We start from the raw sequence: 14,192 nt of genomic DNA on the forward strand, positions 1-14,192 counted from the left end.
CCGGGCGAGCGGTCAGAAGGCCAGGCTGTAGACCATCAGCTCCAGGCCCGGGACCGGCGACCAGTCCCGCTCCGGGGCGCGGCGGAAGCCGACCCGCTCGTAGATCCGGTGCGCGGCGGTCATCTCCGGCTGGGTGGAGAAGGCCATGCCGCTCAGGCCGAGTTCGCGGCTGCGGGCGAGCGCGGCGCGTACCAGGGCCTCGCCGGCACCCCGCCCGCGGGCGGCCGCGGCGGTGGCGAGCATCCGGATCTCGCCCTCCTCGGGGGTGGCGATGTCCGCCCACCGGGTGCCGCCGACCGCGAAGGTCACGGAGCCGAGGACCGTCCCCCCGGCCGTGTCCACCGCCACGAGCAGTTCGGCCTCGGCGGCCCGGGTCGCGGCGTCGCGCAGCCGGTGCACGTACTCGCTCCCGGGCGAGGTGAAGCCGTCGCCGACGAAGGCCTCGACGGTTATGCGGCCGGCTTCCTCGAACTCCTCGGCGCGGGCCGGGCGGATGACGATGTCCATCCGGCCAGTGTGCCGGAATCGCACGGGACGGAGCTGAGCGGGGTGCGGGCCTCCGCTTCGGTGGCGGTGACGGTGACGGGGGTGACGGGGTCGGCGGACGGGCGGAGCGAGGCGGCGGGCAGGGTGCCGTAGAGCCGGTCGGGCAGCGCGGGGTCGTCGGGGTAGCCGCCCGGACGGTGCCAGTTGTCGCGTCCGGTGGCCTTCTGCTGCGCCACCTCGCGGCCGATCAGGGCGCCGAGCAGGCCGAACCCGCCGACGGCGCCGAGCAGGGCGAGTGCGCTGGCGAGCGTGTCGGAATCCATGGCTCCACCTTCGCCGCGGAGCCGGGCCGGGGCGAGTGGCAGGAATGCCCGATCACATCGAAAAACTGCCAGCGGGCGGGCTACCCTGGCGGCATGCTGAAGAACGTCGTGGCCGTGGTCATGGAGGACGTCCACCCCTTCGAACTCGGCGTGGCCTGCGAGGTGTTCGGCCTGGACCGGACCGAGGACGGGCTGCCCGCCTACGACTTCGCGATCGCCGGCGCCCGGCCGGGCCCGCACCGCACCCACGCCGGCTTCGCCGTGGACGTCCCGCACGGGCCCGAACGGCTCGCCGCCGCCGACCTGGTGGTGGTCACCGCCACCTCGCTGCGCGGGGAGTACCCGGAGCCGCTGCTGGAGGCGCTGCGGGCGGCCGTGGACGGCGGCGCCCGGGTGCTGTCCATCTGCAGCGGCGCCTTCACGCTCGGTGCCGCCGGCCTGCTGGACGGCCGCCGGGCCACCACGCACTGGCGGTACACCGCCGATCTGGCCGCCCGCCATCCGAGGACCACCGTCGAGCCGGACGTCCTCTACGTGGACGACGACCCGGTGATCACCTCCGCCGGCACGGCGGCCGGCATCGACGCCTGCCTGCACCTGGTGCGTAAGCTGCAGGGCGCCGAGGTGGCCCGGGGGATCGCCCGGCGGATGGTGGTGGCGCCGCACCGGGAGGGCGGGCAGGCCCAGTTCGTGCACCGGCCGCTGCCGGAGGGCGACGGCGAGTCGCTCGCCCCGCTGCTGGACTGGTTGCGCCACCACCTGGACGAGGAGACGACCGTCGAGCAGCTGGCCGCCCGGGTCCACATGTCGCCGCGCACCTTCGCCCGGCGCTTCCACCAGGAGACCGGCACCACCCCGCACCGCTGGCTGACCGGGCAGCGGCTGCTGCTCGCCCAGCGGATGCTGGAGTCGACCACCGAGCCGGTGGACGTGATCGCCGCCCGCTGCGGCTTCGGCAACGCGGCCACCCTGCGCCACCACTTCGGCCGCCGGCTGGGCACCACGCCGCTGGCCTACCGCCGTTGCTTCGCCGAGCCCGCCGCGGCGGTCGCCGCCCGGGTCTGAACCACCCGGACCGGCCGGCTCAGCCCGCGTCCTCCAGGTGCCCGGTCTGGTTCCAGCGGTCCGGGCGCAGCCGCCCGCCCTCGGCCCGCCAGACGCTCGCGGAGCAGTTGCGCACCGGCTCCAGCGCGGTCAGCTGCTCCTCGGTGAGCCGGTCCAGCACGTACCGGAGCATGAGCACCGTGCAGTCGTGCGCGACCACCAGGACCGGCCGCCCGGCCTCCTCCGCGCAGATGTCGCGCAGCACGCTGCGCACCCGCAGCGCCACGTCGGCCCAGGACTCGCCGCCGGGCGGGCGGTAGTACAGCTCGCCCATCTTGCGCCGCCGGGCGGCCTCCTCGGGGTGCCCGGTCTCGATGGCGGCCTTGGGCAGCATCTCCAGGATGCCGAGCTCGCGGTCGCGCAGCCGCTCGTCGTAGCGGACGGCGAGCGAGACCGGGACGGAGCCGAGCCCGGCGGCCTGGGCGAGCGCGATCCGGGCGGTCTCGGTGGTGCGGACGTAGGGCGAGCACCAGACGCTGCGCGGCCGGTCGGCGCTGGGCAGGGCGGCCCACCAGCGGCCGAGCGCGTGGGCCTGCTGCTGGCCGTGCAGGGAGAGCGGGATGTCGGCGTCCCGGCTGCTGATCGGCACGCTGAGCGCGCCGGCCGCCTCGGCGAGCTGGAACTCGACGTTGGCGGTGGACTCGCCGTGGCGGGTGGCGATCAGCACGGAGGGGAGCGGGGGCAGCCCGGTGGCCGCCGGGGCCGCGGCGGAGCCGGCCCCGCGGTGCGGGGCGGTCGGCCGGTGCCGTCCGTCGGTGTGGTGCTGGCCGTTGAGGGTGGTGCCGAGTTCTGCCATTGCCGCCGCTCCCCGTGGGTCGATCAGTTGCCGGCCGGTTGCCGGTCCGGTCTGGTTGGTGCCCTGAGTGTGGTGCCCCATGCACCCGGCTGTTCATACATATGATCGCGCCGCCCCCTCCAGTGTTGACTGAGGAGACGGCGCGACCACAGGGCGTGCAGGGCGTATCAGTGCGCCGGTACGGGCTCCGGCGCGTTCTCGGGCTCCTCCTCGCCCCTCTCGGCGCTGTAGTCCCCCGGACGGGTCTCGTCCGGTCCGTCCGGCGCCTTGACGGCGCGCAGCACCAGGGTGAGCACCACCGAGACCAGCAGATTGAGGACGAAGGCGGTGAGCCCGATGTAGCCGATCTCGCCGATGCCGGGGATCTCGGCGGCGTTCCCGCCGAAGTGCCTGGTCTTGGGGCTGGCGATGCCGTAGGCCACCCAGGTGCCGTAGACCATGCCGGCCGCCCAGCCGGCGAGCAGCGCCCAGTGGTGGAACCAGCGGGTGAACAGGCCGCCGACGATCGGGACGAAGGTCTGCAGGATCCACAGGCCGCCGAGCAGCTGGAGGTTGATCGCGGCCTGCTTGTCCATGCCGAGCACGAAGACCAGCGCGCCGACCTTGACCAGCAGCGAGACCAGCTTGGCGACCCGGGTCTCGTCCGCCGGGGTGGCGGTGGGCCTCAGGTACTCCTTGTAGACGTTGCGGGTGAACAGGTTGGCCGCCGCGATGGACATGATCGCCGCCGGGACGAGCGCGCCGATGCCGATCGCCGCGAAGGCGACGCCGGTGAACCAGTCGGGGAACATGTTCTCGAACAGCTGCGGCACCGAGAGCTGGGTGTTGAAGTTCTTGTCGCCCTTGCCGATCCCGGCCGCGATCGCCATGAAGCCGAGCAGCGCCAGCAGCCCCAGCATCAGCGAGTACGCGGGCATGATCGCCATGTTCCGGCGCACCGTGTTGCGCGATTTGCCGGCCAGCACACCGGTCACCGAGTGCGGGTACAGGAACAGCGCCATCGCCGAGCCGAGCGCCAGCGTGGCGTACGTCCACTGCTTGTTCTCCGGCAGGGTGAGCGAGCCGCCCGACTTGGGGGCGCTGAACCGCTCGCCGACCGCGTCGAAGATGTGGCCGTAGCCGCCGAGCCGGATCGGGATGTAGATCACCGCGACGATGATCACCAGGTAGACCAGGGTGTCCTTGACGAACGCGATCAGCGCCGGCGCGCGCAGGCCCGAGGAGTAGGTGTAGGCGGCGAGCACGCCGAAGGCGATGAACAGCGGCAGGTCCTTGACGAACCAGTTGGCGTTCTCGCCGCCGCCGACGCCCAGCACGTCCAGTACCGCCTGGATGCCGACCAGCTGGAGCGCGATGTACGGCATGGTGGCGAGGATGCCGGTCAGCGCGACCACCAGGGACAGCGGCCGGGAGCCGTAGCGCCCGCGCACGAAGTCGGCCGGGGTGACGTAGCCGTGCACCCGGGAGACCGACCAGAGCCGGGGGAGGAAGAGGAAGACCAGCGGGTAGGCGATGATCGTGTAGGGGACGGCGAAGAAGCCCGCGGCGCCGGTCGCGTAGACGGCGGCGGGCACCGCGACGAAGGTGTACGCGGTGTAGAGGTCGCCGCCGAGCAGGAACCAGGTGATCCAGGTCCCGAAGCTGCGCCCGCCGAGGCCCCACTCGTCCAGATGGAGCGCGTTGTCGGCCCGCCGCCACCGGGAGGCGAGGAAGCCCATCACGGTGACCAGCAGGAAGAAGAGGACGAACACCGACAGCGCCGGCACGTTGACCCCGTTCACCGGGCGCCACCCGCCTTCCGCGCCCCGGCGGCCCGGCGGGCCTTCTCGTCCCGGTTGACCAGCAGGTAGGCGGCGACCGTGAAGACCGCCGAGACCGGCACCCAGAGCAGCTGGTACCAGTAGAAGAAGGGGACGCCGCCCGCCTCGGGCTCGGGCTTGTCGTACGAGCCCACCCAGAGCATCGCGACGATCGGCACCAGCAGGGCGAGCGCGGCGAGCACCCGCTCGGGGGTCACCACCGGCAGGCCGGCGCCGCCGGGCTCTTCTGGCTCGGGCATGACAGGTCGGTCGGTGTGCTCTGACGACATGGGTCGGCTCCGCTTCGGAGGATTCACCTCGCCGGCGCCGCAACCCCGGGGGAGCCGCGCACCCCCTGGGTCCGCCGAGCAGCACCACTGGTGATCGGCAGTCAGTACGGATGCGGAATCTATGGCATCACGTGATCCGTGTCACCGGATCCGGGACAACTTCCCGAAATCCGGACACCCCGCGCGCCGGGACAACACAACGGGCCCCGGCGCGCGCTCCTCGCGCGCCGGGGCCCGGGCGTGTGCGGGCGCCGGGCCGGACTACTCCGGCCGCTTCAGGCGGGTGATGAACTTGTAGCGGTCGCCCCGGTAGATGGAGCGCACCCACTCGACCGGGTTCCCCTCCGGGTCGAAGGAGTGCCGGGCGAGCTGGAGCATCGGCAGGCCGAGGTCGGAGCCGAGCAGTCCGGCCTCGCGCGGGTTGGCGAGGGTGGTCTCGATGGTCTCCTCGGCCTCGGCCACGGTGACCCCGTAGACCTCGCGCAGCGCGGTGTACAGCGAGTTGTGCTTGGCGAGGTTGCGGCGCAGGGCCGGGAAGCGCTTGGCGGACAGGTGGGCCACCTCGATGGCCATCGGGTCGCCGTTGGCCAGCCGCAGGCGCTCGATCCGCAGCACCCGCCCGCCGGGCTTGATGTCCAGCAGCGGGGCCAGCCGGTCGTCGGCGGAGATGTAGCCGATCTCGATCAGCCGGGAGGTGGGCTCCAGGCCCTGGGCGCGCATGTCCTCGGTGTAGGAGGTGAGCTGGAGGGCCTGGGCGACCTTGGGCTTGGCGACGAAGGTCCCCTTGCCCTGGATGCGCTCCAGCCGGCCCTCGACGACCAGCTCCTGCAGGGCCTGGCGGACCGTGGTGCGGGAGGTGTCGAACTGCGCCGCCAGGGCTCGCTCGGGCGGGACCGGGGTGCCGGCGGGCTGGGTCTCGGTGAGCTGCAGCAGATGGCGCTTGAGTCCGTAGTACTTCGGTACCCGGGCGGTGGGGTCCGCGCCGCCCTGGGGGGCGATGTTCTTCGCCAGGGGGTCGTTGACCTGGGCCGTGCTGCCCCCGTCGGTGCTCATCGGACCTGTCTCCCGCTTCTCGCAGGGCCCTCCGGGAGCCCCACCGCCTCATTAACAGCTCACATCGTTGCATGTATGGCTACGGAACGAATACCTCATCACGCGATGAACGATGTGCGGTGTCGGCTTGATAACGGGTGGTCCGGATCGGTCGAACAGCCGTTGACAGGCCCATTGGTCTAGGCCAAGCTCCAGGCATCTGGTCTACACCACTAGGCCGGTCACTATGAATCCCCCCACCCGTTCGCTGGAGTCCGCGGCACCATTCCTCCCACTTCGCGTGGGTATGCCGCTGCCACCCGACGGGGGTAACCAAGGCATCCCTCAGGAGGATGGCGTGAAGCGTCAGCTCATCGCGGCGGTCGGCGTCGCGGCCATGGTTGTTGGTCTCGCGGCCTGCGGCTCGGACGCCAAGAAGGACGAGAACAACAACGCGTCGGGCAACTCGTCCACTGCGGCCGACGGCGGCAAGAAGGACTACAGCGGCAAGACGCTCAAGGTGTGGCTGATGACCGGCTCCGCCCCCAAGGGCTGGGACGAGGCGGTGAAGACCGAGTTCGAGACCACCTACCCGGGCTCCAAGGTCGAGTACCAGATCCAGGAGTGGACCGGCATCGGCCCCAAGGTCACCGCCGCGCTGTCCGAGGGCTCCGTCGACGTCCTGGAGATCGGCAACACCCAGACCGCCGGCTACGCCTCCACCGGTGGCCTGCTGGACATCACCAAGGACAAGGCCGCCCTGGGCGGTGCCGACTGGGCCCCGAACCAGAGCGAGTCCGCGATCCTGGACGGCAAGCAGTACGCCGCCCCGTGGTTCGTGACCAACCGCGTGGTCTCCTACAACAAGGACCTGTGGGCCAAGGCCGGCCTGACCACCACCCCGAAGACCCTGGAAGAGTTCTACACCGCCCTGGACAAGCTCAAGGCCACCCAGGGTGTCGCCGACCCGATCTACATGCCGGGCCAGGAGTGGTACGTCTACTTCGGTCTGCTCACCAGCGAGGGTGGCAAGCTGGCGAAGAAGGAGGGCGACAAGTGGGTCGGCGGCCTGTCCAGCCCCGAGGCGCAGAAGGCCTTCGACACCTACAAGAAGCTCCAGAGCTACTCGGTCCTGGGTGGTAAGGACAAGGACGAGGCCAAGCCGCAGCAGAAGGACATCTTCGGCCAGGGCGACATCGGCTCGATCATCGGCCTCGGCTGGGAGCTCCCGGACGAGAAGGCCATGGCCAAGGACAAGATCGGCTTCTTCCCGCTCCCGGGCAAGACCGCCGACAAGCCCTCCGGCGTGTTCCTCGGTGGCTCGAACCTGGCCATCGCCCAGGCCAGCAAGAACTCCGACATGGCCAAGGACTTCCTGAAGATCGCCCTGAACGACAAGAACGAGGGCGCGGTCGCCGCCTCGGGCCTCATCCCGAACAAGGCCTCGCTCAACGACAAGGTCGTCGGTGACTTCGCCTCCGCCGCGAAGCTGGCCTCCGGTGTCGGTGGCATCACCCCGACCCACCCGAACTGGGCGAGCGTCGAGAACGACCCGAACCCGATCAAGGAGTTCCTGACCTCGGCCCTGACCGGCGACTACGCCACCGCGGCCAAGAAGGCGGACGACGAGATCGCCAAGCGTCTCAACGCCAAGCAGTAAGCAGTCGAGCGGCGTCGCTCACCGGCTCCCGGCGGGGGGCCGGTGGGCGGCGCCCGTCCGTCGTGGTCGGGTTGTTAGGAAGAGAGAACGATGGCTGTGCATTCGGAGCGGGTGCAGACACAGTCCCCGGATTCAGGGAAGGGCGCTGTGGCCACTATTGAGACGGGTGCCGCGCGCGGTGGCGGCTCCGGCACCCCGAAGAAGAGCGCCAGACCGGCGGACGGCCGGAGCCTGGGCTCCCGGTTCGCGCCGTACCTGCTGCTCCTGCCGGCCACCGTGGCCACCCTGGGCCTGTTGGGCTGGCCGCTGCTGAAGACCGTCCTGGTGTCGTTCCAGAACCTGAACGCGCGCCAGCTCGTTCAGCACCTGACGGAGTGGAACGGCTTCGAGAACTACACCGAGCAGCTGTCCGACCCGGAGTTCTGGTCGGTCACCGGCCGGTCGGTCGCCTTCACGGCGCTCAACGTCTTCCTGATCATGGTGGGCGGCGCGCTGGTCGGCCTGCTGCTCAACCGCCTCGGCAAGAAGATGCGGCTGCTGCTGTCGATCGGACTGCTGCTCGCCTGGGCGATGCCGGTGGTCGCCTCGACCACCGTCTACACCTGGCTCTTCGAGACCAACTTCGGTGTGGTCAACTGGCTGCTGGACACCCTGGGCTGGCACTCGATGGCCGCCTACAACTGGACCGGCACCCAGTACTCGACCTTCTTCGTGATCCTGCTGCTGCTGGTCTGGGGCTCGATCCCGTTCGTGGCGTTCAACATGTACGCGGCGCTGACCACCATCCCGAAGGAGCTCTACGAGGCGGCCCGGATGGACGGCGCCGGCCCGGTCAAGATCTTCACCGCGGTGATGTTCCCCAATCTGAAGCCGTTCTTCCTGGCCACGACCTTCCTTGAGGTCATCTGGATCTTCAAGGCCTTCACCCAGATCTACGCGATCAAGGCCGGCGGCCCCGACGGGCTCACCCGCACCCTCCCCATCCACGCGTTCCTGGAGGGCTCCGGCCGCCAGCACTACGGCACCGGTGCCGCGATCGCGGTGCTCACCATCCTGATCCTGGGCGTCCTGATGGCGTACTACTTCCGGATCATTCTGAAGCAGGAGGACGAGCTGTGAGGCGCTCGCTCATCGGACGCACCTGGCCGAACGTCATCGCGGTCGTCCTCTTCGTCTTCTTCGCGTTCCCCGTCTACTGGATGATCAGCACGGCCTTCAAGCCGACGAAGGACATCGTCAGCAAGACGCCGGTGTTCATCCCGTTCGAAGCGACCCTGGAGCACTTCAAGACCGCGGTCAACGTGCCGAAGTTCTGGACGTACACCGCCAACAGCTTCATCGTCACGGTCCTCGCGGTGGCGATCTCGCTGGTGATCGCGACCCTGGCGTCCTTCGCCATCGCCCGGATGAGGTTCCGCGGCCGCAAGACCTTCGTCCTGGTCATCATGGCCGCCCAGATGGCGCCCTGGGAGGTCATGACCATCGCGGTCTACCTGATCTCCCGCGACAACGAGATGCTGAACAGCCTCGTCCCGCTCACCGCCTTCTACATGATGATGGTGCTGCCCTTCACCATCTGGACGCTGCGCGGCTTCATCGCCGCGGTGCCGAAGGAGCTGGAGGAGTCGGCGATGGTCGACGGCTGCACCCGCACCCAGGCCTTCGTGAAGGTGATCTTCCCGCTGCTGGCGCCGGGCCTGATGTCCACCTCGCTGTTCGGCTTCATCACGGCCTGGAACGAGTTCCCCCTCGTCCTGATCATCAACAAGACCGACGGCCAGACCCTGCCGCTGTGGCTGTCCTCCTTCCAGACCGCCTTCGGCAACGACTGGGGCGCCACGATGGCGGCGTCGACGCTGTTCGCCCTCCCGGTGCTGATCCTGTTCGTCTTCCTGCAGCGCAAGGCGGTCGGTGGCCTCACCGACGGCGCCGTGAAGGGCTGATCCCCCGTGAGTATCCTCGTTCCCACCCTCCCGGCCTCCGACCAGCTGCACCGTGACGCGCTGACCGTCCTGCAGCCCGGCTTCGTCGGCACCGAGCCGCCGGAGTGGCTGCGCCGCCACCTGGCGGCCGGCCTCGGCTCGGTCGCGCTGTTCGACCGCAACGTGGCCGACCTCGGCCAGCTCGCCGCGCTCACCGCCGCGCTGCGGGCCGAGAACCCCGACCTGCTGATCGCCATCGACGAGGAGTCCGGCGACGTCACCCGGCTGGAGGCGGGCTCCGGCTCGTCCTGGCCGGGCAACCTCGCCCTCGGCGCCATCGACGACCCGGCGCTGACCCGCGACGTGGCCCGCGAGCTGGGCCGCGCGCTGGCCGCGGCCGGCGTGAACTACAACTGGGCGCCCACCGCGGACGTCAACTCCAACCCGCGCAACCCGGTCATCGGCGTGCGCTCCTTCGGCGCCGACCCGGAGCTGTGCGCCCGGCACACCGCCGCCTGGGTGGAGGGCCTGCAGTCGGCCGGTGTCGCGGCCTGCTCCAAGCACTTCCCGGGCCACGGCGACACCGCCGTCGACTCGCACCACGGCCTGCCGGTCATCGACGTCGACCTGGAGGTGCTGCGCGCCCGTGACCTGATCCCGTTCCAGGCCGCGATCGCCGCCGGGACCAAGGCCGTGATGACGGCCCACATCATGATCCCGGCGCTCGACCCCAGGCTGCCCGCCACGCTCAGCCCCACCGTGCTGCGCGACCTGCTGCGCGCGGCCCCCGAGGACGGCGGCCTGGGCTACCAGGGCCTGATCGTCAGCGATGCCATCGAGATGGGCGCCATCGCCGACACCTTCGGCATGGGCGAGGGCACCGTGCTGGCCCTGGCGGCCGGCGCGGACGCGATCTGCGTGGGCGGCGGCCTGGCCGACGAGGACACCGTGCTGATGCTGCGCGACGCCATCGTGGCGGGCGTGCAGTCCGGCCGGCTCCCGGAGGAGCGGCTCGCCGACGCGGCCGCCCGGGTGCGCGCGCTCGGCAGCTGGGGCCGGATCGCCGCCCAGGGCGAGCGGCCGGAGGCGGACCTCGCGGTCGGCCTGCGGGCCGCCCGCCGGGCGCTGCGCGTGGTCCGCGCGCCGGGCCACGAGCCCCTGCCGGTGACCGAGCGCCCGTTCGTGGCCTCGTTCTCCGCCGAGCCGAACATCGCCGTCGGCGACGTCACCCCGTGGGGCGTGGCCGGCATGCTGGCCGACCGCTTCCCGGGCACCCGCACCCGCGAGGTCGGCCCGGAGATCGCCGAGGCCGGGGCGCTGGACGCGCTGGTGTCCGAGGTGCTGGCCGGTGCCGCCGACCGCCGCCTGGTGCTGGTGGTCCGCGACGCGCACCGGCACGAGTGGATGGCGGCCGCGCTGGCCCGCCTGGTGGCGGCCCGTCCGGACGCCGCGGTGGTCGAGATGGGCCTGCCGCAGTCCGAGCCGGTGGGCGCGCTGTACATCGCCACCCACGGCGCCGCCCGGGTCTGCGGGCTGGCCGCCGTCGAGGTGCTCACCGGACAGCCGGGGGCGATCGGCTGAGTCCACGTCGGACCGTGACACCGGGTGCCGGGAGGCATCCGCCCAGCGGGCCCGTCATGCGCATGGCGCATGGCGGGCCCGCTCTGTTTCCACGGCTTTATGACGCCGTGTGACCTGCGGTTTCCCGACCTGACGATGTTCCCTCAAATCGCCCTTAAGGCAGCCTTAAGTTCTACATAGGGTCACCGTCGGGCGACTGATCGCCACGCGGTACAACAGGTCTGCAACGGCCATGGCCGCCAGGCCATTTGGCGTTGACACCAACTGTGGTCTAGGCCAGGCTCCAGTCCATCCGGTTCGAATTTCAATTTGCCCGGATGTGGTATTGGCCCACCCCTAAGCTCTTCGCCGCCCCTCCCCGGACACCGTCCTGTCGGGCACCAGCGCGCTGCCGGCGGGCACAGGCTCCCCAACACCCTCGGAGGATGGCGTGAGAAAGCGTCGGTTCATGGCGACGGTCGGCATCATGGCCCTGGCCGTCGGGCTGACGGCGTGTTCGTCGGGCGGCTCGTCGTCGGACGGCGCCAAGACCGCCTCGGCGGACCCGCAGAACGCGACCGGCACCGTCACGGTCTGGCTGATGGACGACGCCCAGAAGAACTGGCCCGACCTCGTCCAGCGGGTGAACGACGAGTTCGCCGCCAAGTACCCGAAGGCGACCCTCAAGCTCGCCTACCAGGGCTGGGCCGACAAGGTGGCCAAGCTCGACAAGGCGATCGCCGACGGCGCCGCCCCGGACGTGGTCGAGCTCGGCAACACCGAGACCATGAAGTACGTGCTGTCCGGCGCGCTGGCCCCGGTGGAGCGCAGCAGCTTCGACAACTCCGACACCTGGATCAAGGCGCTCGCCAACACCTGCACCTACCAGGACAAGCTCTGGTGCGTGCCCTACTACGCGGGCGCGCGGGTCGCCATCTACAACTCCGCGGCCTTCCAGCAGGCCACCGGCAGCGCCGAGTTCCCCAAGACCGAGGACGAGCTGCGTGCGGCGCTCGACAAGATCGCGGACAAGAACAAGGCCGACCGGACCTTCTCCCCGCTCTACCTGCCCGGCCCGTACTGGTACGCCGCGATGAGCTACGTCTCGGCGTACGGCGGCGCCATCGCCCGCTTCGACAGCGGCGGCACCTGGCACGGCACGCTGAGCGACCCCAAGTCCCAGCAGGGCATCAACCACTTCGTCGAACTGGTGCGCAAGTACAACAAGGGCGACCTGTCGCAGAACGAGCAGAACCAGTACGAGGCGATGGCCCGCGGCCACGCGGCGTCCTTCTACGGCAACGGCTACGAGGCGTCCAGCGTCGCCGCGCCGGTCACCGGCGACCCGAGCCTCAAGGACTCGGTCAAGGTCGCCACCATGCCCGGCCCGAACGGCAAGCCGCTGCCGACCTTCATCGGCGGCTCGGCCCTCGGCGTCACCGCGAAGTCGCCCTCGGTGGACCTCGCGACCGACTGGGTCCGGATGTTCACCAGCGCCAAGTCCGAGCAGGCGCTGGCCGACAAGGACATCCTGCCGAACAACCTCACCCAGCTGAACCCGCTGAAGAACAAGCCGGCCACCGCCGCCGCGGCCAACGCGGTGCCGGACGCCTGGTTCACGCCGCTGGCCCCCGGCTGGGGCCTGGTGGAGAAGCAGAAGATCCTGCCCGACATGCTGAACGCCATCCTCAAGGGCAAGCCGGTGGACCAGGCCACCAAGGAGGCCGACGCCGCCATCGACCAGCTGATCAACAAGGCGGGCTGAGCCGCCGCCGCCCCGGGACGCCGGAGCCCCTCCCCGCACCGCCGGGAGGGGCTCCGCGCACCGCCGGGGCCCCGGGACCTGCCCGAAGGCCCTCCTCGGATGTGCCCAGGGCGGACGGCCCCCGTAGGATTGCCGCAGCATTCACCGCAGCGAGTGTGCGGACTCGCCGCCGTAGAGGTCCCCGCCGGGCATTCCCGTCCGGTCGGGGTGGAACCATCTCATCGGAGGCCCACCCACGATGTCCGACACGCAGACCGTCCCAGGCCGGATCATGGCGGCGGAGATGGCCGAGCAGCCGGCCGTCCTGCAGCGCATCCTCGACGAGGGCGCTCCCAAGATCTTCGAGATCGCGTCCCGGATCGCCGCCCGCAACCCGCGGTTCGTCCTCCTGACCGCGCGCGGTACCTCGGACAACGCGGCGCTGTACGCCAAGTACCTCATCGAGATCCTGCTGGGCAAGCCGGCCGGCCTGACCTCGATGTCCACCACCACCGCCTACGGCGCCAAGCCGGACCTGACCGACGTGCTGGTGATCACCGTCAGCCAGTCGGGCGGCTCGCCGGACCTCGTCGCCTCCACCAAGGCGGCCCGTGAGGCCGGTGCCATCACCCTGGCGGTCACCAACAACGCCGGCTCGCCGCTGGCCGAGGTCTCCGAGTTCCACATCGACGTGCTGGCCGGCCCGGAGAAGGCGCTGCCCGCCACCAAGACCTACACCGCCGAGCTGCTCGCCCTCTACCTGCTGGTCGAGGGCCTGCGCGGCGGCGACGGCGCGGCCGCCAAGGGCCTGCCGGAGCTGGCCGCCGGCGTCCTGGCCCGCCAGGGCGAGGTCAAGGCCCTGGCCGAGCGCTACCGCTTCGCCCAGCGCCTGGTCATCACCTCGCGCGGCTACGGCTACCCGACCGCCCGCGAGGCGGCGCTGAAGCTGATGGAGACCACCTACATCCCGGCCTCCCCGTTCTCCGGCGCCGACCTGCTGCACGGCCCGCTGGCCATGGTCGACAACGTCTCCCCGGTCATCGCGATCGTCCCGGACGGCAAGGGCGGCGAGGCCCTGCAGCCGGTCCTCGACCGCCTGCGCGGCCGCGGCGCCGACCTGGTCGTGGTCGGCCAGCAGGCGCAGGTGGAGGCCGCCTCGGCGGGCTTCGCGCTGCCGGCCGGCGTGCCCGAGGAGGTGCAGCCGATCCTGGAGATCCTGCCGCTGCAGCTGCTGGCCTACGAGGTCACCATCGCCCGCGGCCAGGACCCGGACGCCCCCCGCGCGCTCGCCAAGGTCACCGAGACCCACTGACGCGCCCCCGGCAACGCCCGAGCCCCCGTCCACAGCCTGTGGACGGGGGCTCGGGCGTTGTCGAGTCCTGGAGCGGGCCCGGAAACGGGGCCGGAAAGCACTTCGGGCCACGGTGCCGACACGGGACCCTCAACCCATGCGGCTCCGCGGCCCGGAGCTGTCGT

General features: G+C 71.0%; 13 protein-coding genes. 7 read left to right on the plus strand and 6 right to left on the minus strand.

Annotated features, from left to right (window positions below):
• Window positions 1-12 precede the first annotated feature (12 nt).
• A complete protein-coding gene (locus ABT238_RS31275) occupies window positions 13-507 on the minus strand; it encodes a GNAT family N-acetyltransferase (protein WP_350562766.1) in 495 nt (164 codons plus the stop codon).
• Window positions 450-809: a hypothetical protein gene (locus ABT238_RS31280; RefSeq protein WP_350562764.1), complete on the minus strand. Its 360-nt coding sequence runs from the start codon at window positions 807-809 to the stop codon at window positions 450-452. The genes ABT238_RS31275 and ABT238_RS31280 overlap by 58 nt, the downstream gene beginning before the upstream one ends.
• 93 nt (window positions 810-902) lie before the next feature.
• Here ABT238_RS31280 and ABT238_RS31285 point away from each other — a divergent pair, with 93 nt between their 5' ends.
• Window positions 903-1,874: a helix-turn-helix domain-containing protein gene (locus ABT238_RS31285; RefSeq protein WP_350562762.1), complete on the plus strand. Its 972-nt coding sequence runs from the start codon at window positions 903-905 to the stop codon at window positions 1,872-1,874.
• A gap of 19 nt (window positions 1,875-1,893) precedes the next feature.
• Here ABT238_RS31285 and ABT238_RS31290 read toward each other — a convergent pair whose 3' ends face one another.
• From ABT238_RS31290 to ABT238_RS31305, 4 genes are all read right to left on the minus strand, one after another.
• The gene (locus tag ABT238_RS31290; protein WP_350562760.1) at window positions 1,894-2,709 is read right to left on the minus strand and encodes a histidine phosphatase family protein; all 816 of its coding nucleotides are present in this window, start codon (window positions 2,707-2,709) and stop codon (window positions 1,894-1,896) included.
• A gap of 167 nt (window positions 2,710-2,876) precedes the next feature.
• Entirely contained in the window at window positions 2,877-4,427 is a 1,551-nt protein-coding gene (mctP, locus tag ABT238_RS31295) for a monocarboxylate uptake permease MctP (RefSeq protein ID WP_502884195.1), read from the minus strand.
• A gap of 59 nt (window positions 4,428-4,486) precedes the next feature.
• Complete coding sequence (locus ABT238_RS31300; protein ID WP_350562756.1) at window positions 4,487-4,768, minus strand: DUF3311 domain-containing protein; 282 nt, start codon at window positions 4,766-4,768, stop codon at window positions 4,487-4,489.
• Window positions 4,769-5,059: 291 nt separating this feature from the next.
• The gene (locus ABT238_RS31305; protein ID WP_350562754.1) at window positions 5,060-5,851 is read right to left on the minus strand and encodes a GntR family transcriptional regulator; all 792 of its coding nucleotides are present in this window, start codon (window positions 5,849-5,851) and stop codon (window positions 5,060-5,062) included.
• A gap of 337 nt (window positions 5,852-6,188) precedes the next feature.
• On the opposite strand from ABT238_RS31305, the gene ABT238_RS31310 reads away from it, so the two are divergent.
• From ABT238_RS31310 to ABT238_RS31335, 6 genes are all read left to right on the plus strand, one after another.
• Complete coding sequence (locus ABT238_RS31310) at window positions 6,189-7,490, plus strand: extracellular solute-binding protein (protein WP_350562752.1); 1,302 nt, start codon at window positions 6,189-6,191, stop codon at window positions 7,488-7,490.
• A gap of 90 nt (window positions 7,491-7,580) precedes the next feature.
• Window positions 7,581-8,609 carry a carbohydrate ABC transporter permease gene (locus tag ABT238_RS31315; RefSeq protein WP_502884192.1) on the plus strand — a complete coding sequence of 343 codons (1,029 nt, stop codon included), beginning with the start codon at window positions 7,581-7,583 and terminating at the stop codon, window positions 8,607-8,609.
• Window positions 8,606-9,433: a carbohydrate ABC transporter permease gene (locus tag ABT238_RS31320; protein ID WP_350562748.1), complete on the plus strand. Its 828-nt coding sequence runs from the start codon at window positions 8,606-8,608 to the stop codon at window positions 9,431-9,433. The genes ABT238_RS31315 and ABT238_RS31320 overlap by 4 nt, the downstream gene beginning before the upstream one ends.
• A gap of 6 nt (window positions 9,434-9,439) precedes the next feature.
• A complete protein-coding gene (locus tag ABT238_RS31325; RefSeq protein WP_350802193.1) occupies window positions 9,440-10,993 on the plus strand; it encodes a glycoside hydrolase family 3 protein in 1,554 nt (517 codons plus the stop codon).
• Between the two features lie 448 nt (window positions 10,994-11,441).
• A complete protein-coding gene (locus ABT238_RS31330) occupies window positions 11,442-12,737 on the plus strand; it encodes an extracellular solute-binding protein (RefSeq protein WP_350802206.1) in 1,296 nt (431 codons plus the stop codon).
• Between the two features lie 238 nt (window positions 12,738-12,975).
• The gene (locus ABT238_RS31335) at window positions 12,976-14,028 is read left to right on the plus strand and encodes an SIS domain-containing protein (RefSeq protein ID WP_350562744.1); all 1,053 of its coding nucleotides are present in this window, start codon (window positions 12,976-12,978) and stop codon (window positions 14,026-14,028) included.
• Window positions 14,029-14,192: the final 164 nt, after the last annotated feature.

Source organism: Kitasatospora sp. NPDC001527 (genome assembly GCF_040298605.1).
Lineage (GTDB): Bacteria > Actinomycetota > Actinomycetes > Streptomycetales > Streptomycetaceae > Kitasatospora.

Excerpts from the sequence above, each read along its gene's own strand:
- ABT238_RS31275 (WP_350562766.1), bottom strand. The coding sequence starts at position 507 with ATGGACATCGTCATCCGCCCGGCCCGCGCCGAGGAGTTCGAGGAAGCC.
- ABT238_RS31280 (WP_350562764.1), bottom strand. The coding sequence starts at position 809 with ATGGATTCCGACACGCTCGCCAGCGCACTCGCCCTGCTCGGCGCCGTC.
- ABT238_RS31285 (WP_350562762.1), top strand. The coding sequence starts at position 903 with ATGCTGAAGAACGTCGTGGCCGTGGTCATGGAGGACGTCCACCCCTTC.
- ABT238_RS31290 (WP_350562760.1), bottom strand. The coding sequence starts at position 2,709 with ATGGCAGAACTCGGCACCACCCTCAACGGCCAGCACCACACCGACGGA.
- mctP (WP_502884195.1), bottom strand. The coding sequence starts at position 4,427 with ATGGGCTTCCTCGCCTCCCGGTGGCGGCGGGCCGACAACGCGCTCCAT.
- ABT238_RS31300 (WP_350562756.1), bottom strand. The coding sequence starts at position 4,768 with ATGCCCGAGCCAGAAGAGCCCGGCGGCGCCGGCCTGCCGGTGGTGACC.
- ABT238_RS31305 (WP_350562754.1), bottom strand. The coding sequence starts at position 5,851 with ATGAGCACCGACGGGGGCAGCACGGCCCAGGTCAACGACCCCCTGGCG.
- ABT238_RS31315 (WP_502884192.1), top strand. The coding sequence starts at position 7,581 with ATGGCTGTGCATTCGGAGCGGGTGCAGACACAGTCCCCGGATTCAGGG.
- ABT238_RS31330 (WP_350802206.1), top strand. The coding sequence starts at position 11,442 with ATGGCGACGGTCGGCATCATGGCCCTGGCCGTCGGGCTGACGGCGTGT.
- ABT238_RS31335 (WP_350562744.1), top strand. The coding sequence starts at position 12,976 with ATGTCCGACACGCAGACCGTCCCAGGCCGGATCATGGCGGCGGAGATG.